Consider the following 20,434-nt stretch of genomic DNA (forward strand, 5'->3'; position numbering starts at 1 on the left):
TGCTGAGTCGGGTAGGCTCGGTGGCTTTATTGCGGCGCTGCTTCAGCGGGCGGCATTGGGGCTTGCGGGGGCGCGTAGGGCGTCTCGTGGCCAGGGTTGGCGGGCCCGCTACCTGGGCCACCGGGAGCAGGGGTGTCGACCGGCGTGCACACCAGCCCTGTTCGCACTTGTGCAGGGTATTGCTGGACCTGATACCCATACGCTGGCGGTTGGCGCATTTCAGGTGCCTCGCAGGTGCCTTCGACGACCCCCTGCTGAGGCGTGGCGAAGTCACAACGCTCACCTTCATAGCGATTGGAGCACGACCGGTATGCGCTAACCGGCGTGACCTGCTGCGGAACCGGCACATAGATGGTGGTGTTGCGCGGCAACTCCTGCCATTGCTCTTCAGCCGCCTCGGGGCTGTTCTGAGCCTGGGCAGCACTGGCCAGGGTCAACGCGCTCAACGTTACAACGATCGATAGGGTGGTTTTCACAAGCGCCTCCGGCATTACATGCCAGGCTCGTAGTCTGCACCACTGGTGCGTTTAGGTGCTGGGTCGCTGTGATCCAAGCCGGCATCGACGTCTACGCCACGTTCTTTCATCTCACTGATCATGTATTCATAACCGACCGTGAAGTGAGCCATGTCGTAGCCTGGATCAGCCTGCTTGATCTTCGACGTGAGCGAGACGATTTCCAGTTTCACTGGGTCTGGCGTCTCGTCGGTATCCCAGTTGCCCGAGTTGTTTTCCAGGTTGTTCAGGTGGAAGGCCTGGCTGAACGCCTTGCCATCCACGCTGATTTCCTGGGCCAGTTTCTGATAGAGGTTCTTGCCACCCAGGCCTTCATCCAGGCTGGCGTCGACCACCCGCAGGAAATCCAGATGGGCCTCTGGCGTGGCGGTGACTTCTTTCCAGTTGCTGTACTCTTTCATTCCGTTTTCCTTGCTTGGATGTCATGCCTGCGCCTTCATGGCTCCATTTCGGCATTGGCTAGGTGTTTTCCCCTGTCACGGGGTGAAATCGTTGCCTGACGATGGACCTGAAGGCTTGCCGCGGACCAGGTCGACGATGCCCTGGACCATTTCCTTGAGTCGCTCGCCGATGCGCTGCATGACGTCCTTGAGGCGCTCCAGGTGCGACTGCGCTTCGCCGTCGAAGGCCGGTGTATTGCCGGCGTTGGCATGGATGCTCTGGCTGGACGTTTCGAGACGGTTCTTGAGCTTGTCGTAATGCGGGCTGCCTTCGGTTTCCGGGTTCAGCAACTCTTCCTGGGCGCGGCCGTACTGACGCGCCCAGCCGGTGAGGGCCTTGTCCATGGCTTTCTTGTTGCTTTGGGCATCGGGTGATTGGCCTACCGCCTCGACGAATTTTTCATGCAGGTCGGTGAATTCACCGTCGGGCTTCATCTTCTCGATCACTTCGGGCACGGTCAGGCCGGTTTGCTCGGCGCGGGTCTCGATCTGCTGACGAACCTGGGGCATGTCGCCGGCATTCCAGAAGGCGACATGTGCCTTCTCGTAGTTGTTGGCGGCTTTCTCGACCTGATCGACACGGTATTCGGAAAGGCGAGGCAGCACCTGCACGCGGCCAGCCGTTTCTTCCGAGAACGCCGGCTCCACCGCACTCGCTTGAGCGTCCTGGGCCTTTGATCCGCCCCGCCAGGCATTGGCCAGAGCGTCCGCTCCCTTGCCCAGACCCTGCATGGCAGCACCGGTCAACGACGCCACGCCACCTACCAACTCGGCAGTGCCTCGCAACAAGGTTTCGGCACCATTGGCCTCTTGTTCCGAGCGTTTGCCAGCGGCCTTCGCGTCACCCTCATGCAGGGATGCGTTGATCCGCCGGACTTCCTCTGGGTTGAGCGAATCGACTTTCTTCTGCAGATTCTCCGTCACCTTCATCAGCGCATCGAGTGTTACGGGGTCGATGTCGTTGCGGGCAGTGGGCGCCTGGCTGGCTGGGGCATCTTGGCCTGCAGTCGTTACCTCAGGTGTGGTGTCGGGAGCAGAGGCCGGCAGCGCTGCCGGATCAATCGACCGTGCGCTCCAGGCCGGTTGCGCCGAACCCTCGGCGTTGCCTTGGTAATCCAGCTGAACAGCTTCGCCGGGTTGCACCCCAGCGCCGCTTATGGCCTGCTCGAGTTCGGCGCCCCATAGGGTTTGCTCGCCAGCGGGGGTTTTCAAGGTGACGTAGTAGCTTTTCGGTTGTGCAGAATCATCGTTGTAGGGCGCTGCGCCATGATGGACCAAGAGGCCTGCGTAACTCCGCCCCGGCTCGGCGTGCGGCCCGGCAGCAGAGTGAGCGTCGGCTGGGGCAGGCTTCTTGAGTTCATTGGGTTCCATCTGTGATTACCTTTTCGTGGGCGCCGCGTTATTCAATGGATCTGGACACAGCTCCTTTCTGGGCACGCTGATGCGCCCAATCGGTCTGTGCCCGTTGACCTGCCAATTTCTGCGACGCGTAAACGGCAAGCAATGCTTCAACTCGTTCTTTCTTGCGATAAATCGCTTCCGACAAATAATTGCTGACACCTGTCGCCCGGTTGTAGTCGACCCACAGGGCGCGGCTGGAAACGTGGGTGATGCTGTTGTTCCACTCGGCGTCGCTGAACCGACGGGTCGCTTCCGTCATCAGCATTTCCGAAACCGACATGGTGTCGTAGCCACCGATGGGAGCCGTCGGCAAAGCACCATAGCCATCGGAGTCAGACAAGTACATCTCAGGTGTTTTGCCATCTGCTTCAGCCAGCGCGGCATCGGCGTTGGCCGCAGCCACTTGCACAGGCTCCGCGGTGGAGTCGGGGGCCACGCCGCCTGAGGGAACATTGCCGAACAGGATCTCATGTTGCGCCTTGGTGTCCTTGCCCAGGATCGGGTAGTGCTCCGGGTGTCCATCCTGAATGGAATAAGTCTGGCAGAAATAGGGGGCCGGGTCAGTCTTCCAGCCGATGTCGGCCTGCCGATTGAACGCGGACGGTAACTGGGCCGGGTTGAACGGCCCACGCTGGGCATTTTCGGAAAACGCCTTGGCCCTGGCCTGATCCTTCTGCGCGGTGCCGTAGGTGAAGTGCAAATGCTTGGCCATGGTGCTGCTGGGCGTATTGCCGGAAAGACCGAGCTGCTGTCCGGGTTTTACCGTAGCCCCGCGGGTCACGCCATTAGCAAAACCGCTAAGGTGGTAGTACGCCACGATATCGCCATTGGCCCGCTTGATCAGTACCGCGTTACCCGCCGACCGTCGGCTGCCAGCAAAGGTGATGACGCCCTCAGTGGTCGCATACACCGGTTGCGACGCACCGCTGGTGGAAAAGTCCAGGCCATCGTGCATGTGCGCTTTCTGGTTGGCCGAGCCGAAGTTGCTCGAGCCGCCGCCGCGAAATTTGCCGAAACGCCCGGAAACAACTTCCTTGTCGGTCGGCGACACCATGCAGGTGTCGGCAACGGCGCCGTGGGCACAGGCCACCAGGCCCACGGCGGCAACGCCGCGCAAGATCATTCTGTTCATACCTTGCGCTCCGTCACTGCACACTCTGCTTCACGTTTTGCTTGGCTGCATCCGAAGCCGCTTCGCTGGTGCGGTCTTGCGCACCACCTGCGGTGACTTCCATCGACACCAGCGAAGCCAGCTGGGCTTCCATGCTTTCGTACTGGCGGTACTGCTTCTCCTGGATGGCCAGGTCCAGCGCCTTGATCTTCAGCAGTTCGACCAGCGCGCCGCGCTCGTTCTGGGCAGACATTACCCTGGCCCAGCTGTCGTATTCGGCCGTATTGCCCGAATAGCGTTTGACCTCGTTGCGAAAATGCACCGCCAGCGGCAGGTCGGAGCCTGTCTCTTTGCCGGTTACACCCGAGTAGTCGAGCTGAATCGCCTTGAGGCTGGCGAGCGCAGGCGAGACCAGCGCGTCCTTGCGGGCCTTGGACAGGGAATAGTCTTCGGCGGCAGACGATTTACCGGCCGATGCCGGCACCGGGCCGTCCGGCAGGCCAGCGATGTTGTTGACGAAGCCGACCTTGGCTTCATACAGGGTTTCGCCTTCCATGGCGGGTTCGAACAAGGTGGCCACGGTCAGGTCGGCGCCCGGCATCGTCCCTACCGATCTGCACAGGCCCGAATCGGCCTGGTCCTGGGTGCAGAATTTCTCGCGCGCCTTGACCAGCGTGGTCTGGGCGCTGATCGGCTCGGCGTATGTGCCTGGGGCGGCGACGATCTCGGATTTGACCCGCTGGCGAACCTCGGTGGTCATGTCGGCATCGCGGTTGCTCATCAGCGTTCGGGTCGAGTAGACCTTGCACGGCGAGAAACCTTGGCCGAACTCACCGCCGTAGTCGAAGCGAGCCTGCTTGACCCGTTCTGTCTGGGCCAGCACGTTGAGTGCGGTGGCCGTCTGCTGAGCCGAATTACGCCCCGCCTCGGCGACGGTGTTGGCGGCCAGGGCCTTCTGCTTGGTCATTACCGCGATGGCCGAGGTCAGGCGCTGGCTTTGGGTCTCGAGGATGGCCGAGAGCGAAGCGTCGACTGTCGATACCGCTGCGTTGAGCGTCTGGGTAGCCGCCGTGAATGCCGGCGAGACGACGGTTTCCTGATACTGAGGTGGGCAATAGGCCCAGGCCAAGGTCGAGGTGAGCGCCAGCGAAACGCCGAACGACACCTGCCATTTACGCGGCTCGCGCGCTTCGTCGAAGTCCTTTTTCATACGCATCTCACTGCACCGCCTGCTTGGCGGTTTCAGACAGCACCTTCTGATAGCGCGATTCCAGCGGGGCGCCGAGGCGGTCGGACGATGCCACCACCAGGGTCGCCAGGTTGGCGATCAGCCGTTGGTTCTGCTCGTACTGCTGCTGATGGATCCATACCTCGAGGCCGCCCATCTTGGCCGCCTCGACCAACAGCCCGCGCTGGGTCTGGCGCGCCAGGTTACCCGACCACTGTTCGGATTCCTTGCCGCCGAAGTACTGGTTCACCCGCAGTTTGAGCACTTCGTTGGGCGACTTGCCGCCGAACTGGGTGCTACGGGTGTTGGCCGCATTGATCGTCGACAGGCTGTAGGCCGGCACCGACAACAGTGAGTCCTTGCGGTTTTTCTGGACCATGTAGGTTTCACCGGCAGGGGTCGCGCCGGCCGCCTTGGCCAGCGCCTCATCCGGTGGGCCGATCACATGCTGGATGTAAGCGGTGCGTGCTTCGGTGGTCAACGAGTTCTCTTCCGCGGGCTCGAACAGCAGAGCGGCATTGGTGTCACCGCCGGGCAAGGTGCTCAGCGTGCACAGGCCAGCATTTGCCTCTGCGGTGGTACAGAACTTGTCACGGTGCTGTTTGAGGCGCTGCTGCATGGATTGGGCCGTCGACGTCACCAGGCGGCCAGGGGAGGCGTCGAGCACACCGACCGCTGCCTTGGCCTTGGCTGCCAGGGTGGTGAAGGCGAGGTCCATCGACTTGTTTTTCGCCACCGTGCCGCACGGGTCGAAGCCTTGGCCGGTCGCCGCGTTGAAGTCGAGGTAGGCCTTGGCGACCGAGGTGTTCTGCTGTTGCGCACGAATGGCGTTGACCAACTGTTCGGAGGTTTGCCGGTTGTTGTCCGCTACCACGTTCGCCGACAGCGCTTCCTGCTTGGTCGCAATGGCCACCGCGGAAATGATCTGCTCGAACTTGTAGCTCATCTGCGCACCGAAGCTGGTGCCAAAGGCGCCAATGTTGGCGCTGACTGACGCCGTGTGCAGGGAGATCTGTGCCGCGGTCCATGCCTCGGCGGGGCCGAAACCGTACAGCGCACCGTAGGAAAAACTGGAGATCATTGTCGACCCGGCGACAATGCCCGCTAACTTCAGGCGAAAATTCATATCACTGCCCTGTGAGCATTGGCACGCGACGATCCGTCACCTGCCCTACGAGAGAGTTGGCAGCCATCGCACTCATCGCCGAGGTGGCGAGCTGCTGCGACTGAGCGGCGTTGCAGGCGGCGCTGTTGCAGTCGATGTGCGCCTCGGCGCGCTGATCGGTGATCATCGCGGTGTAGGCATACGCCGCCGCCTCGCCTTCGGGGGCGAGGGTGGTCTCGCTGAAAGGCCCGGCGTAGTCCACATCCCAGCCCTGCATGCCGTTGGCATTGAGGGTGCACATGCCCTGCCGGGCCTCGGACACGGTGCAGTAGGTATCGCGGTGCATGGCCAGGGCCGCCTGATCGGCAGTTGCCCTGGAACCGACGCGCTGCGAGGCGTAGGTGGCCATCAGCTTCGCCGCGTCCTTGTCACGCTGCGACACGGCCTCCACGAACAGCTTGCCTTGTTCCTGGGCCGTGCATTTGATGGTCACCGGCTGGCCGACTGCCGAATCGAACGAGGTCACCGCCTTCATCACTCGGTTGGACATCTCGATGGTGCCTACCGCGTTGGCCAGCTGCTTTTTCGAATCGCTGTCCATCTGCGAGACGACGTTGGCCGACAGCGCGGTCTGCTTGACCGTCACCGACCAGGCACTCATCTCGCTCTGCATCGTGCTGATGAAGGTCAGCACCGACGCCCAGCTCAGCGCCTGGGCAGGCAGCGCCGTGATCCCTACGCTCAGACCCACCGCCAAAACTGCTGCGATCTTTTTCATCGACAGCCCCTTTTAGTTGAACAGGCCCGCGGCGGAGCTGGATGACCCGCTGCTCGAACTCGACGAGGAGCTGGTCGAGCTACTGGACGACGTGCTGGTCGCCGGTGCTGCGCTGGCAGGCGCCGCCACGCTGTTGGTGGTTGCCGGGGCCGTGGTGCCGGCACCGGTGCCACCGCCGAAGTCGGTCTGCACGTAATTGAACGGGTTGACGTCGACGGTGTAGGTGGCTTCGTAGCCTGCCGCGGCGTGGTGGTAGCCGCTGCCCAGCTCCGGATCGAGGGTGTTCATGCCTTTGCTGACCAGGCCGTTGGTCAGGCCGTTGAGATCGCCCAGCGACGAGCCGCTGCTGACCTTGCCAATGGCCTGGTTGATCGGGGTGGTCACCATCGACGCGACTTGCTGGACCGCCGAACAGACTTTTTTCTGTGCGTACTGCAAGACTGCCGCCTGGGCCGACGCGAGGATGCTGCCCAGGCTCGGGATCGAGCCGGACAGGTCGAACAGGCTGCCCAAGCCACCGAAGCAGTCAGCCGTGGCGCTGAACAGCGATTCGACATTGGGAGTGGCCGACGCCAGCTCGGTGTGGATTTTCAGCGCATCGCTGATCGAGGCGCCGATGGTGCCTTGCTTGGTGCCATCGGCACAGTCCTCGGCATCGGCCTTGATCGCATCGGCGACGACGGAGTCCTGCTGCGAGATGAGGCTGCTCGACGTCGCGCCCAGGCTGCTGGTCGCGCCGAACGCCGGCCCGGCCAGCACCAGCCAGGCGCCCAGCACCCCGCCCAGCAGCGCGCGCTTGCCCACAGATTTGCCTATCGCCTGGGCGACAGGATTCAAGCGTCCCTTATACATCTGCGTAACTCCCCATGATCTGTGTTATCTCGCGCAGCCGCTCCCCGCAGAAAATCTCGCTGAGCAGGTGCGTCTTGCTGAAGGCATCCAGCCGGCGTTGCAACGCCGCCAGGTCCTGCGACTGCGATGAGTCGCTCCCTAACAGTGCTGCCAGCGCTCCAGTGAACCCTTCATTGCGCTGCGCGACATACCGCATCAGGTACATGCAGCGCGACGAGGTGAGGTGTGCCAGTAGCTCGGCGAATGGCTGCGGAAGCCGATGCAGCACGCGTGCATAGGCCTCCACGAAGGTCTGGATCTCTTGCATCAGCAGCGGAATTTCGAACTGTTGCCCGGGGGCGTCTTCGTCAAAATCCACAGCCCAGCGGTCGACCTGGTCCATGGCCATCAGAAAATTCACCAGTTGGACATTGCGCGACGACTTGGCGAAGTGGCCCAAAACGCCGTGTGCGGTGAGATCAAGCTGGTCGATGGGCGGCACGGCCGCATCTGAGGTTCTGTCTTCGTCCATTCCCTGCACTCGCTTAAAGCATACTGAAATACGCTAAAATGCATCCTGTTTCTAATTCTCTATCAAAAATGCTGGCGTATCAACTTTTTGACAGGGAGATAAGGAGTTTGTTGGGAAGGCAAATGGCCATATTTGGCCAGTGGGGCAGTGGCGCAAAGGCTTATTCGAAAGCGTTCGTGACCGGTATCAGTACAGCTGGGGGCGCTAGCAATAACCCATGCGCTCACCTGCACGGCGCTATGCATAGTTACGCGATGCACTGAAGGTCAGATGCAAACCGACGCGATGCGCGCCGGTCGAAGGCTCAACTGATCGCTTCGTGCGCAACGACTGCATCACCGCGCACGCAATCCTTTCCGCGTCTTAGAAGTTCTGCATCGTTCGGCATTTGGGAAATGCCGAACACCCCCAAAACTGCTGCCCCGCCTTGGCACCTGACTTGAACGTCCGAATCAGCAGCGAACTGCCACATTTCGGGCATTGCCTCTCGGCTGTCGGATCGCTGCGGCGCTTGAGGTTTTGTACATGCTCACGCTGCGTGGCGAGGGTGGGCGCGCGGCGGTTGGTTTGCAGGGCTAGCAGCATCGCGTCGACTTCTGACTCGCTGAAAACTGGCTGCTGAAATGACTTGATGTAGCGAATGAATTTGCTGCCTTGGGTAACGTTGGCGGGCATTTGCGTTTTGAGTGTGCTGTCACCGACGAAGGTGATCACTGAATGCAAATACTCGGCGCTTACGCCCAAGCTCATTTCCAGTGCTTTGAGGTGTTTGTAGTTCTGCCGCAGCGGGTTCTGGAATTTGAAGGTGCGCTTGTAGAGTTTCTGCGTCCACTGCGCTTGCTTTTCGCTGCCGAAGATCCAACCGCTCATGTTTTTCGTTTCCAGCACGAAAATGCCGTACACCGAGAGGAAAGCGTGGTCGATCTGGGTGGTGCCGTCGAGTGTGTCCAGGGTGATGTTGTGCAGGCGGCGATAGGTTCGCTCGTCCAGGTGCAGCCAAGCGAAGTAGCGTACGAGCAGCTCGCCCAGATAGCCCTTTACTCCTGGATTCTTGAGTGCAAAAAGCAAGATGACGAGCGGGATAAACCAGCTCAGGGTGTCCCAGTTCTTGGAGATGATAGCGGTGAAGTCCATTTTTCAACCTTTCAGCAGTCCATTGTGCCGAGGATTTTACCGAAATTTGCCGTGAGGGCACGTTGAAGCGAATGCTAAGGCATTGATATTTAGTGATTTTCAGAAAAGAAGCAGGCGGTTCTTGCTTGATCTGTGCAAGGCGTATTCATTGGCCCCTTACTGACGTCTTGGTATCCTTGATAGCACACCTGTTTTCTGGCGCCTGCCAAATATGAGTGGAGCTACAATCATGGAATACGACGACAAACTTATTGAAGATGCAGCGCTGGCCCTCTTGGCAGCATTCAGCTCTGAGCATGGCAATGCCTGGAAGGGTTTCGACTTCGAGGTGATGAATCGATTGCATGAACAAGGGCTTATCAGCGATCCGGTAAATAGGAATAAATCGATTTGGTTGACGGAGGAAGGCCTAAAGCGAGGGCGGCAGGTGGCTGAGCGCTTGTTTGGAGGGAGCAATGAGACCATTGATGTATCTAATTCTGATACTTGATATACGGTGTATGCGTATATGTCGTTTAGCTTCAGGGATAAGGCTGTATAGAGGGCGGAGGGCGCTATGTGTCGCGGAGATAACTTAGCGCTATCAACGCCCTTATTTAACAGAAAAAGTCGGTCAGCTATCAGCTACGCCAGCAGAGGCGGCCGCGATCATCGTCCTAATCGTGATGAACATCGGCGTAGTCCCATCAACACCCGCCTTGTCCAAAGTCTCAAAACCGAGCGACTGGTAGAATTTGATCGCTTTGGGTGCTGCATCAAGATACATCCCTTTAATAGGTATGGTCATGTGTACAGTGATAGCCTGATCGAAAGCGATCATCAGCAGCTCTCCGCCAATGCCTTGTCGTTGATAAGACACGTCAACAGCAAGCATGCTCAGCTTGACCGCCGGAACCTGAGGGGGTTGATATCCGTGTTCCAGATAATTCTGAACCCGCGCTTTATCCAAAATAAGAAAGGTCAGTGTGCATATAGCAATCAGCTCTCCTTTATCGTTTATCGCGCCAATGCCAGTGACGTTCTCGCTCTTCAAGGCCCGCTTTAGTTTGCTCTTGAAGTATTCGTCGAGGAACGCTTCTCCGCAGCTGAAGGTCTTGGGGAATATATAGGAGGAATAATGCGCGCGCAGGTTGCTATCTATTTCGTAATTACCGATCTCTTGCACGTGTATTTTTACTCCTCATGAGTTTAACCAGCGCTGGGGGTGGAGTTGCTTCTTCATCTCCCTCGCGAAGAATTTCGTGTAGCCGAGAGAATGCTTTCTCCGAGAGCTTCAGGCGGTTGTAGTTTTCCATGACTGCTTCGGCTTCTTTGAAAGCGGAAGCCATGATGAAAGACGTCATGTCGAGACCTGAAATGGTTGCCGCTTTGCGGATGAACTCTTTGGCGAACTCAGTCGTCTTGAGATCAAGGCGCGCAGTTTTTGCTGCGTTCAAGTTTTCAACGGGTGTTGGCATTTGGTCACCTGCTATTGGAACTGGATGGTGTCTTATTCCTTGAGGTCATTCCGCATGCCAATATCGCTTGCGTACATTGGATTTGGTTAGGTCTATCATCTTGCTTCCTTACGGTTTTCTAGCTGTTTAACGTCAGTTTCAATCTGATTTTCAACCAGTATCTGTATCGATTAATTACTGTTTGATTTTCACTGGATGTCGTTCGAGCTTGGCTCGTACGTACAATAGACGGGTCGGTCGTAGGCGTCAAGGTCGTACGGTTGATGTACGGACGGCTGGTGCAACGCGCGCTAGGATCTGTGGCCGGCTTACTGAACTCCAGATTCCAGGCACAAAAAAAGACGCCCTGGGGCGTCTTCTTCTGAGGATTTGGTGGAGCCGGGGGGATTTGAACCCCCGTCCGCCAGTACTCCGCTGTCGGTACTACATGCTTAGCCGTCTCTACTGAGTTAATCCGCAGCCGCCCGAGTGGCAGGGTGCTTTGGACGAGTTGTGTAAGTTTTAGTCGCTTTGCCCACAACGTGCTACACGACGATCCTGTTCTGTATGACAATCACTTCGGGTTTACAGGCATCCCCTAGTGATTGCTGGAGCCGAAGCTACCAGGAGAGCGGGCTCAGCTGCTTACGCAGCGAGAGCGTAACCCTCGTAGTTTTCGTCATTGGCAACTATAGAAAGTTGCAACAGTGGATTTACGAGTTCTGTTACCAACTCGGCATGCACCTAGAGTTTCGCGACCGGCGTCGAATCCTAATCGGCCCCACACTCAGCTCTAGCTGAACGCGCTTTTCAGCACGCAAGGCGGAGTATACGCCTTTACGCGGGCGACGTCGACAGCCTGTCCTGTCGCCCGTGATTCAGGCTCACGCGCCGCCGCTACCGCCGGAGCTGCCGCTGCCTTTTTCAGTCTTCTCGAGACGTTCCAGCACCTTGCTGGTAATGGCGATGCATTCTTCGGTGTCGCCCGACGCTTGGGCGGCCTTGGCTTTGTCGACATGGTCGGTGATGGTCTTGTCGAGGCCTTCTGAGGTCGTGCCGGCCGTGGTCATCTGGTCGTCGATCTTCTGCAGGTTCATGGCGCAGAGATCATCGGCTGCAAACACCGGCGAGGCCAGCAGGGTAGCGGCCGCGAACAGGGCTGAGAGCGCAGTACCTTTCATGGGTGTCTCCTTCTGGAAGGCCTCTGGAAGGTGGGCCTGTTAGGTGGACTGCGCCGCTTGAGCGAGGGTTCAATCGGAGTGCTGGCCTGCTGACATGGGTGGCACTTCAGTGTGGCGGCGTCGGTTCGGTCTTGCCGTTTTCGATGTCGTCCGCGATGGCTTTGGCGAAGGCGCTGAAGTAGCGTGCTGCGCACAGGAGCAGGCGGTCGCCTTCCATTTCGGCTTCGTAGGTGAGGTAGCGGACCAGGCCGAGGAGGACGGAGATTTCTTCGTGAGCGCGTTCGGCGGGGACGCCGGGCTGGATGCGGTAGAGGTCTAGGCAGGTTTCGAGACCTGCTGTGGTCCAGTTGTTGGGGGCTTGGCTCATGCGGGTGCTCCTTGCTCGGCGTTGTAGAGGCCGGTGAGGGCGTGCTCGATCAGGGCGCGGGCGGAGCGGGGTGGGTCGGGAACAATTTTCTTCATGATGTAACTCCTAGGGCGGTCAGGAGCTGCTATCAGAATTCCTCTCACAGAATTGAGGGTGGCAGCTGTTCGCGGTGTGAGAGACCGGACCTAGGTACCCGGCCAGGACGAATCCTGCCCGCGCACAGCTGCCATATTGGCTACCACTAGGTCGGGCTCTCACACCCCGTCGCCGGACATCGACGACCCCAGGAAATTAGCCCCTGCTGCACTTGCTGAACAACAGTGAAACGGCTGCAGCGGTCGTAGGATAATTCCCAAGCACGTTGGAGCTGAAGCATTTGGTTCCAGATTCGGAAATATCCTACGCCGGGAGACCGTAGGCGAGGGCTTTGCCCTCGTTTCGCAGGGCAAGCCAGCTCCTACAGGTTTTGGGTCAACCTTTGGGTGGGTGGAGAGCCTGTGGGGCGATCCTTGGAGAGGCTGGCATCGGCGGGGGTGGTGAGACCGTAGGCGAGGGCTTTGCCCTCGATTCGCAGGGCAAGCCAGCTCCTACAGGTTTTGCGTCAATCTTTCGGCTGGTAGAGAACCTGTAGGAGCGGGCTTGACCCGCGAACACCGGCCAAGCCGGTGCCATACACTGCGGTGTCCGCACTGAGCACGTTACGGGCTTCGCAGCGTGATCTCAAATACTCCGCGCCCGGGTCACCCGATCCACCAGGTAAACCAACCCGTGATAGTCGATGCCGCTGTGGCTCGACAAGCCAATCTCGCAAGTCCGGCTAGTCGAAATCCCTTCGCTGCAATACTGCACCGCATCCTTCAAGCTGCGCAGCGAGTGCGCGTTCAACTCCGGCGTAGTAAACCCCTTGTCCCCGGCAAACCCACAGCAATGAATCCCCTCGGGGATCACCACTTGCTTACTGCAACGCCGCGCCAGGTCAATCAGCGCCTGGCTCTCGCCCAAGTGCTGCGTACTGCAGGTCACATGCACTGCCACCGGCGCCTCCTGGGGGGTGAACTCCAGGCGGTCGACCAGATGAGTGCGGATAAACCGCACAGGGTCATACAGGTCGAGCCGGGTCTCGCCCAGGTCCTGCACCAGACGCAAGGTGCACGGGCTGGTGTCGCAGTAGATCGGGTCAAGCCCACCGCGGCTCGCATGCAGCAGTGCGGCGATCAGCTCCTGGCGTTTGTGCTCGGCCTGTTCGGCATAGCCCTTGGACGCAAACGGCTGACCGCAACAAAGGCTGTCGGAATTTTCCGGAAATACCACCTGATAACCGGCCTTCTCCAGTAGCGCGCGGGTCTTGTCGAGCAATGAGCTCTGCTCACGATCGGCATACGCCGGCCCCATCACCCGCGATACGCACGCCGCCAGGTAGACCACCCGCGGCCGGGCGTCGTTGCTCGCCGGACCGAAGTCGATGGCGCGCAAGGGCTGCGGCATGGCTGAGGTCCACTGGGGGACGCGACCGTTGCTGAGTTTGCTCACCGACGCGCTGATCTGCGCTAAACGTGGCGCACCGAGCAGCTTGCGCGCGCCGTTGGCGGCGGCCAGGGTAAAGCGGGCGCCACGCAGGGCGGTGCGGAAATGTTCGGCCAGCCAGTCGGCGGTCTTGGCATGCTCGGCCGACTGGCCGCGCAACTTCTTCACCAGCTCGCCGGTGTTGATCCCGACCGGGCAGCGCTGGGCACACAGGCCGGTCGCAGCGCAGGTGTCGATGCCCTGGTATTGATAGGTGCGCAGCAGCTCGCGAACGTCTTCGCCAGCACGCTTTTTCGCCTGGATATCCCGCCACATGACGATGCGCTGACGTGGGCTGAGGGTCAGCCCTTTGGACGGGCAGACCGGTTCGCAGAAGCCGCACTCGATGCACTTGTCGACGATCTCGTCGGCAGCCGGCAGCGGCTTGAGGTGCTTGAGGTGGATGGCCGGGTCTTCGCTCAGCACCACGTCAGGGTTGAGGATGCCGTTGGGGTCGAGCAGGCGCTTGAGTTGCCACATCAATTGGTAGGCATCATGGCCCCACTCCAGCTCGACGAAGGGCGCCATGTTGCGGCCGGTGCCGTGCTCGGCCTTGAGCGAGCCGCCAAACTCGACTGCGACCAACTGGGCGACGTCGTCCATGAACGCCTGGTAACGGGCGACTTCGCTGGCGCTGTTGAAGCCTTGGGTGAAGACGAAGTGCAGATTGCCTTCCAGTGCGTGGCCGAAAATGATTGCTTCGTCGTAGCGGTGCTTGTCGAACAGCTGAATCAGCCGGTTGACGCCCTCGGCCAGTTGCTCGACGGGGAAGGTGACGTCTTCGATGATGACCGTAGTACCGGTCTGACGTACCGCGCCGACAGCAGGGAAAGTGTCCTTGCGAATTTTCCATAGCAAGTTGTACACCGCCGGGTCTTCGCTGAAGTCGACCTTCTGCTCCAGCGGGAAGTGGGCGATCGAGGCCATGATCAGCGTGAGTTGCTCATGCAGCAGGCTCTGGCTGGCGGCGCGTGATTCGATCAGCAGGGCGCAGGCGTTGTCCGACAGTGCCTTGACCCACAGCGGCATGCCGGGTTTGTCCTGCACCGAGCGCATGCTGCGCCGGTCGAGCAGTTCGACCGCCGACACCGGCTGCTGCTTGAGCACGGTGACCGCCTTGCAGCAGCTTTCCACGTCAGGGAAGACGATCAGCGCCGAGGCCTTGTGCGGGTGGTCGAGCACGGTGTCGTAGGTGACCGCGCTGATAAAGCCCAGCGTGCCTTCGGAACCGACCAGCAAGTGCTGCAGGATATCCAGCGGCTGGTCGTAGTCCACCAGCGCATTGAGCGATAGGCCGGTGGTGTTCTTCAGGCGGTACTTGTGGCGGATTTTCGCGGCCAGTTCGGTGTTGGCGCGGGTCTCGCGGCCTAGCCGGGCGAGCTCGTTGAGCAGGCCGGCGTGGCTCTGTTCGAAGGCGGCGACGCTGGCCGGGTCTTCACTGTCCAGGCGGGTGCCGTCAGCCAGCACCAAGCGCAGGCCGGCGAGGGTGTGGTAAGTGTTCTGGGCGGTGCCGCAGCACATGCCGCTGGCGTTGTTGGCGACGATGCCGCCGATCTTGCAGGCGTTGATCGAGGCCGGGTCGGGGCCGATCTTGCGCCCGAACGGGGCGAGCCAGGCGTTGGCTTGGGCGCCGATTACACCGGGCTGCAGGCGAATCTGTTCGCCTTGGCCGCGGATCTCTTTGCCGTTCCAGTTATCGCCCAGCACGATCAGCACCGAGTCGCTGATGGCCTGGCCAGAGAGGCTGGTGCCGGCGGCGCGGAAGGTCACCGCGACGCGATCGCGCTGGGCCAGGTGCAGCAGGCCGACCACTTCATCCTCGGACTCGACGCGCACCACCAGCTTGGGGATCAGCCGATAAAAGCTGGCGTCGGTGCCAAAGGCCAGGGTCGAGGTCGGGTCGTAGAAGCGGCGTTCGGCCGGGATCAGGCGCGCGGCGTCGCTAACAAAGGTGGCGGGCAGGCTCATGCAGTCTCCTCGCGGGGCCGGCGCATCTGCTGTGCGCCGTGCCCCGGGCAATCAGGCGGGTGTGTCGGGCGGGCGCGTTCAGGCGCCCAGTTCGCGGACCAGCGAATCGCGGCTGATCTCGCTGATCGACTTGGCGCCGGTCAGCACCATGGCCACGCGCATTTCCTTTTCGAACAGTTCGAGCAGGTTCTTCACCCCGGCCTGGCCATGTGTGGCGAGGGCCCAGAGGAAGGCGCGGCCGATCAGCACGCTGTCGGCGCCGAGGGCGATCATGCGCACCACGTCGAGGCCGCTGCGGATGCCTGAGTCGGCGAGGATCTTGATCTCGCCCTTGACCGCGTCGGCGATGGCTGGCAATGCGCGGGCACTGGACAACACGCCGTCGAGCTGGCGGCCGCCGTGGTTGGAGACGACGATGCCGTCGGCGCCGAATTTGACCGCGTCGCGGGCGTCTTCCGGGTCGAGGATGCCCTTGATGATCATCGGGCCGTCCCAGAATTCGCGGATCCACTCAAGGTCTTTCCAGGAGATCGACGGGTCGAAGTTGTTGCCCAGCCAGCCGATGTAGTCGGCCAGGCCGGTCGGGTTGCCACGGTAGGTGGAGATGTTGCCCAGGTCATGCGGGCGGCCCATCACGCCGACGTCCCACGCCCACTGCGGGCGGGTCATGGCTTGCAGCATGCGGCGCATTGGGCCGTTGGCGCCGCTCATGCCGGAGTGGGCATCGCGGTAGCGCGCGCCGGGTACCGGCATGTCGACGGTGAACACCAGGGTCTTGACTCCGGCGGCCTTGGCCCGCTCCAGCGCATTGCGCATGAAGCCGCGGTCTTTCAATACATAAAGCTGGAACCACATCGGCCGGTTGATGGCCGGGGCGACTTCTTCGATCGGGCACACCGACACCGTAGACATGGTGAAGGGAATGCCGTGCGCGGCAGCGGCGCGGGCGGCCTGCACTTCGCCGCGGCGGGCGTACATGCCGGTGAGACCAACGGGGGCGAGGGCCACAGGCATGCTCAGGGTTTCGCCAAACAGTTGGGTCTGCAAACTCAACTCGGACATGTTCTTCAGCACGCGCTGACGCAGGGCGATGCTGGCCAGGTCTTCGACGTTGTGGCGCAGGGTGTGCTCGGCGTAGGCGCCACCGTCGGCGTAGTGGAACAGGAAGGGCGGCAGCTTGCGCTGGGCCGCGGCGCGATAGTCGGTGGAGGCGGAAATGATCATGGATTCTCGCTGTAAAGGTGGAGAGGGGCGGCTGCCGGGCGCGCCGTAGCGGACCCGGCCCCTGTCACTTTAGTGGTGAACCAGCATGCCGGTGAGCCAGTAGGCCTGGACCAGTGTGATCAGGCCGACGATGGTGGCGAAGAACAGGCTGTGCTTGACGGTGAAGCGGAACAGGTCCGACTCCTTGCCGACCAGGCCGGTAGCGGCGCAGGCGACGGCGATCGATTGCGGCGAGATCATCTTGCCGGTCACGCCGCCGCTGGTGTTGGCCGCCACCAGGAGGGTGTCGCTGACCCCGATCTGGTGCGCGGTGGTCGCCTGCAGCGAGCTGAACAGGGCGTTCGACGAGGTGTCGGAGCCGGTCAGGAATACGCCCAGCCAGCCGAGGAACGGCGAGAAGAACGGGAACGCGGCGCCGGTGCCGGCGAGTACCAGGGCCATGGTCGAAGACATGCCCGAGTAGTTGGTAACGAAGGCGAAAGCCAGCACCATGCCGATCGACAGGATTGGCCAGCGCAGCTCCCAGAAGACTTCCTTCAAAGTGGTAAGACCAGTTTTGAAGTTGATCTTGAGCACGGCCATGGAGATCAGCGCGGAGAGGAAGATCGCCGTGCCGGTGGCCGAAATCGGGTCGAGCTTGAACACCGCAGGCATGGCGGTTGGAGCGGCAACGATTGGTGCGGTCTTGATCACCAGTTGATCAAGGTGCGGGATGGCGAAGTTGAACACCAGGTTGTACAGCGCGCCGCCTGGGGCGAACGCGGCCTTGAACGGCTTCAGGGTCCAGATCGTCACCAGCACGGTGAGGATCAGGAACGGCGACCAGGCCTTGAAGATTTCCCCGAAGCTGTAGGGCGATGGCTGGCTGCCGCTGGATTGCACCACGGCGGCGCCGACACTGCCTTGGGCGGCGGCGAACGAGCGTTTTGGCTGCCAGACTTTGAGGAACAGGGTCAGCGAGATCAGGCTGGCCAGGGCCGAGGTGATGTCCGGCAGCTCGGGGCCGATGAAGTTCGAGGTGAAGTACTGGGTGACGGCGAAGCTCAGGCCGGCGACCAAGGCGGCGGGCCAGGTTTCTTTGACGCCGCGCAGGCCGTCCATCATGAACACCAGCCAGAACGGCACGAACAGCGACAGCAGTGGCAGCTGGCGGCCGGTCATGGCGCCAATGTGGAAGGCGTCGATGCCGGTTACCTGGCCAGCGACAATGATCGGGATGCCGAGGGCGCCGAAGGCCACCGGTGCGGTGTTGGCAATCAGGCACAGGCCGGCGGCGTACAGTGGGTTGAAGCCCAGGCCGACCAGCAGTGCGGCGGTGATCGCCACGGGGGCGCCGAAGCCTGCTGCACCTTCGAGGAAGGCGCCGAAGCAGAAGCCGATCAGCAGCACTTGCAGGCGTTGGTCGTCGGTGATCGACAGCACCGAGCTGCGGATCACTTCGAACTGGCCGCTCTTGACCGTGAGTTTGTAGAGGAACACCGCGGCAACGATGATCCAGGCGATCGGCCACAGGCCGTAGAGGAAGCCATAGCCGGCAGCGGCCAGGGCCATGTCCACCGGCATGTTGAAGGCAAAGATCGCCACCAGGATCGACAGGCCCAGGGTGATGCTGCCCGCCACGTGGCCTTTGAGGCGAAACACGGCGAGGGCCAGGAAGAAGAATACGATCGGGATGACCGCCGCCATTGCGGACAGGCCAAGACTTCCCAGGGGGGTATAGAGTTGTTGCCAGGTTTGCATATGGGGTGGCCCCTAATTGTTGTTGGTCAGCACTGGCATTGGATAATTGGTAAGACCAATTTACAATGTCTGGACGCTAGGTTAAAAGCGCGGCTGCGCCCGTGTCAATTTGTCTCGGGGCAAACTTTGGTCGGATGCCGATGAGTGGGCGGGTGATGGCGGGGCAAAATCGCCAACTGATGCGTGTCGGAACGGCCTGGATAGGCCAGAATAGGCGCCCCCGAATTCGGTGCGGGGTTTGTGGAGAGCATGTGATGGTTTTTGATCAGGTCCGCCAACGGCGCCTGTCCGACGACATTGTCGAGCGGCTGGAAGGGATGATTCTCGAGGGCACACTGACATCGGGTCAGCGGCTGCCGGCCGAGCGCGCCCTTGCCGAGCAATTCGGCGTGTCGCGGCCATCGCTGCGCGAAGCGATCCAGAAGCTGGTGGCCAAGGGGCTGCTGGTGAGTCGCCAGGGTGGCGGCAACTATGTCGCGGCGTCGCTGGGTGCGACGTTCAGCGATCCGCTGCTGCAGTTGCTTGAGCACAGCCCGGAAGCGCAGCGTGACTTGCTCGAGTTTCGCCATACGTTGGAGGCTTCATGCGCTTATTACGCGGCGCAGCGTGCCACTGAGCCGGACCGCGAGCGGCTCAAGGCGGCGTTTGATGCGTTGCAGGATTGTTATGCGCGCAAGGATGAGGTGAGCCGGGTGGAGGAAGGCGCGGCGGATGCGCGCTTCCACCTGGCGATTGCCGAGGCCAGCCACAATGCGGTGTTGCTGCATACCATTCGTGGCCTGTTCGATTTGCTCAAGCGTAACGTGGTGACCAACATTGGTGGGATGTATCAGCAGCGTACGGAGACGCGCGACATGCTGATCGGGCAGCACCGTGAGCTGTACCAGGCGATTGTCGAGGGCAGGGCGGAGGAAGCGCGGGAGGTGTCGAGCCGGCACATTTTGTATGTGCAGGAGGTGCTCGAAGAGGCGCAGCAAGAGGCCCAGCGCGTGGCGCGGGCGGAGCGGCGCAACGGGCGCTAGGAACTGAAAGTTGCCCCGCGGCCTTCGCGAGTAAACCGTTCCCCCAGCGTTTTCGCCGGACTCAAACGGTTGCGCTCAACCTGTAGGAGCGGGCTCGCCCCGCGAAGAGGCCAGCTCATCCACTGTGGTGCATGGCACCGGCTCTGCCGGTTTCGCGGGGCAAGCCCGCTCCTACAGGGTTCCACTAAATCAATGAGTTAGCGTGAGCTCTGTGAGAGCGGGGTTGAGCCCGAACCTGCAACCAGGCAGTGCCAGCAGGCGGAAGTCAGTCTTCCTTGCCCTTGTTACGCACGGCGCGCTGGATCTCGCGGTTGGAGTCGCGTTCGCGCTGGGTGTCGCGCTTGTCGAACTCCTTCTTGCCCTTGCCAAGCGCGATCTCGCACTTGATCAGGTGCTTGCTCCAGTACAACGCCAACGCCACGCAGGTATAACCCTTCTGCGACACGGCGGCCTCTACACGCTCAAGCTCGCGCTTGTTCAGCAGCAGCTTGCGGGTGCGGATAGGGTCGGCGATGACGTGGGTGCTGGCGGCGGTCAGCGGGGCAATATGGCTGCCGAACAGCCAGGCTTCACCGTCTTTGAGCAGCACGTAGCTGTCCGTCAGGTGTGCCTTGCCGGCCCGCAGGCTCTTTACTTCCCAACCGGACAGGACCAGCCCGGCCTCGAACTTGTGTTCGATGAAGTAATCGTGTCGCGCCTTCTTGTTTTGCGCGATGGTCCCGGTCGGATGTTTCTTTTGCTTAGCCATAGGGGCCGCATTATAGGCAGTCGTGGCGTCGTCGGCTACGGGATTTCGGTGTGCTTGAGCCTGCCGATTGAATCCCGGACAATGCAGGCGCTGTGCATTGCACAGAACCT

At 61.1% G+C, this 20,434-nt stretch carries 20 protein-coding genes and 1 other RNA gene; 2 read left to right on the forward strand and 19 right to left on the reverse strand.

Annotation, left to right across the window (positions count from 1 at the left end):
• Nucleotides 1-26: 26 nt before the first annotated feature.
• From J3B00_RS05415 to J3B00_RS05460, 10 genes are all read right to left on the reverse strand, one after another.
• Nucleotides 27-476, reverse strand: coding sequence for a hypothetical protein (locus tag J3B00_RS05415; protein ID WP_209865115.1), 450 nt, complete (start codon nucleotides 474-476; stop codon nucleotides 27-29).
• Between the two features lie 14 nt (nucleotides 477-490).
• A complete protein-coding gene (locus J3B00_RS05420) occupies nucleotides 491-916 on the reverse strand; it encodes a hypothetical protein (RefSeq protein WP_209865117.1) in 426 nt (141 codons plus the stop codon).
• Nucleotides 917-991: 75 nt separating this feature from the next.
• Nucleotides 992-2,326 carry a hypothetical protein gene (locus tag J3B00_RS05425; RefSeq protein WP_209865120.1) on the reverse strand — a complete coding sequence of 445 codons (1,335 nt, stop codon included), beginning with the start codon at nucleotides 2,324-2,326 and terminating at the stop codon, nucleotides 992-994.
• Nucleotides 2,327-2,354: 28 nt separating this feature from the next.
• The gene (locus tag J3B00_RS05430) at nucleotides 2,355-3,479 is read right to left on the reverse strand and encodes a M23 family metallopeptidase (protein ID WP_245362499.1); all 1,125 of its coding nucleotides are present in this window, start codon (nucleotides 3,477-3,479) and stop codon (nucleotides 2,355-2,357) included.
• A gap of 22 nt (nucleotides 3,480-3,501) precedes the next feature.
• Entirely contained in the window at nucleotides 3,502-4,683 is a 1,182-nt protein-coding gene (locus J3B00_RS05435; RefSeq protein WP_245362500.1) for a hypothetical protein, read from the reverse strand.
• 1 nt (nucleotide 4,684) lies between these two features.
• Nucleotides 4,685-5,821, reverse strand: a complete 1,137-nt coding sequence (locus J3B00_RS05440; protein WP_209865124.1) for a hypothetical protein — start codon at nucleotides 5,819-5,821, stop codon at nucleotides 4,685-4,687.
• 1 nt (nucleotide 5,822) lies between these two features.
• The gene (locus J3B00_RS05445) at nucleotides 5,823-6,578 is read right to left on the reverse strand and encodes a hypothetical protein (protein WP_209865127.1); all 756 of its coding nucleotides are present in this window, start codon (nucleotides 6,576-6,578) and stop codon (nucleotides 5,823-5,825) included.
• A 12-nt stretch (nucleotides 6,579-6,590) separates the two neighbouring features.
• Nucleotides 6,591-7,430 carry a hypothetical protein gene (locus J3B00_RS05450; protein WP_209865129.1) on the reverse strand — a complete coding sequence of 280 codons (840 nt, stop codon included), beginning with the start codon at nucleotides 7,428-7,430 and terminating at the stop codon, nucleotides 6,591-6,593.
• Nucleotides 7,423-7,941, reverse strand: coding sequence for a type IV secretion protein IcmW (locus J3B00_RS05455; RefSeq protein WP_209865132.1), 519 nt, complete (start codon nucleotides 7,939-7,941; stop codon nucleotides 7,423-7,425). The genes J3B00_RS05450 and J3B00_RS05455 overlap by 8 nt, the downstream gene beginning before the upstream one ends.
• A gap of 363 nt (nucleotides 7,942-8,304) precedes the next feature.
• The gene (locus J3B00_RS05460) at nucleotides 8,305-9,075 is read right to left on the reverse strand and encodes an NERD domain-containing protein (RefSeq protein ID WP_209865135.1); all 771 of its coding nucleotides are present in this window, start codon (nucleotides 9,073-9,075) and stop codon (nucleotides 8,305-8,307) included.
• A gap of 229 nt (nucleotides 9,076-9,304) precedes the next feature.
• Between J3B00_RS05460 and J3B00_RS05465 the strand changes: the two genes are divergently transcribed.
• Nucleotides 9,305-9,565 (forward strand): DUF6429 family protein, encoded by a 261-nt coding sequence (locus J3B00_RS05465; RefSeq protein ID WP_209865138.1) that lies wholly within the window; start codon nucleotides 9,305-9,307, stop codon nucleotides 9,563-9,565.
• A 123-nt stretch (nucleotides 9,566-9,688) separates the two neighbouring features.
• On the opposite strand, the gene J3B00_RS05470 is transcribed toward J3B00_RS05465, so the two are convergent.
• From J3B00_RS05470 to J3B00_RS05505, 8 genes are all read right to left on the reverse strand, one after another.
• Entirely contained in the window at nucleotides 9,689-10,240 is a 552-nt protein-coding gene (locus tag J3B00_RS05470; protein ID WP_209865141.1) for a GNAT family N-acetyltransferase, read from the reverse strand.
• Nucleotides 10,224-10,532 (reverse strand): DUF1778 domain-containing protein, encoded by a 309-nt coding sequence (locus tag J3B00_RS05475; RefSeq protein WP_209865145.1) that lies wholly within the window; start codon nucleotides 10,530-10,532, stop codon nucleotides 10,224-10,226. Before J3B00_RS05475 ends, J3B00_RS05470 begins: the two co-directional genes overlap by 17 nt.
• Before the next feature lie 370 nt (nucleotides 10,533-10,902).
• Nucleotides 10,903-11,294, reverse strand: a transfer-messenger RNA (tmRNA) gene (gene ssrA / locus J3B00_RS05480).
• A 101-nt stretch (nucleotides 11,295-11,395) separates the two neighbouring features.
• Nucleotides 11,396-11,692: a hypothetical protein gene (locus tag J3B00_RS05485; RefSeq protein WP_209865149.1), complete on the reverse strand. Its 297-nt coding sequence runs from the start codon at nucleotides 11,690-11,692 to the stop codon at nucleotides 11,396-11,398.
• A 106-nt stretch (nucleotides 11,693-11,798) separates the two neighbouring features.
• Nucleotides 11,799-12,059 (reverse strand): DUF3077 domain-containing protein, encoded by a 261-nt coding sequence (locus J3B00_RS05490; protein ID WP_209865152.1) that lies wholly within the window; start codon nucleotides 12,057-12,059, stop codon nucleotides 11,799-11,801.
• Nucleotides 12,060-12,779: 720 nt separating this feature from the next.
• Nucleotides 12,780-15,590: an FAD-binding and (Fe-S)-binding domain-containing protein gene (locus J3B00_RS05495; protein ID WP_209865156.1), complete on the reverse strand. Its 2,811-nt coding sequence runs from the start codon at nucleotides 15,588-15,590 to the stop codon at nucleotides 12,780-12,782.
• 78 nt (nucleotides 15,591-15,668) lie between these two features.
• Nucleotides 15,669-16,814, reverse strand: coding sequence for an FMN-dependent L-lactate dehydrogenase LldD (gene lldD / locus J3B00_RS05500; RefSeq protein WP_209865159.1), 1,146 nt, complete (start codon nucleotides 16,812-16,814; stop codon nucleotides 15,669-15,671).
• Nucleotides 16,815-16,883: 69 nt separating this feature from the next.
• Nucleotides 16,884-18,554, reverse strand: a complete 1,671-nt coding sequence (locus tag J3B00_RS05505) for a lactate permease LctP family transporter (protein ID WP_209865163.1) — start codon at nucleotides 18,552-18,554, stop codon at nucleotides 16,884-16,886.
• Between the two features lie 254 nt (nucleotides 18,555-18,808).
• Between J3B00_RS05505 and J3B00_RS05510 the strand changes: the two genes are divergently transcribed.
• On the forward strand, nucleotides 18,809-19,576 hold the full coding sequence (locus J3B00_RS05510) for an FCD domain-containing protein (RefSeq protein ID WP_209865167.1): 768 nt from the start codon (nucleotides 18,809-18,811) through the stop codon (nucleotides 19,574-19,576).
• Between the two features lie 265 nt (nucleotides 19,577-19,841).
• Here J3B00_RS05510 and smpB read toward each other — a convergent pair whose 3' ends face one another.
• On the reverse strand, nucleotides 19,842-20,324 hold the full coding sequence (gene smpB / locus J3B00_RS05515) for an SsrA-binding protein SmpB (protein ID WP_209865170.1): 483 nt from the start codon (nucleotides 20,322-20,324) through the stop codon (nucleotides 19,842-19,844).
• Between the last annotated feature and the right edge of the window lie 110 nt (nucleotides 20,325-20,434).

The sequence above is a fragment of the Pseudomonas sp. BP8 genome, assembly GCF_017875955.1.
Classification (GTDB): domain Bacteria; phylum Pseudomonadota; class Gammaproteobacteria; order Pseudomonadales; family Pseudomonadaceae; genus Aquipseudomonas.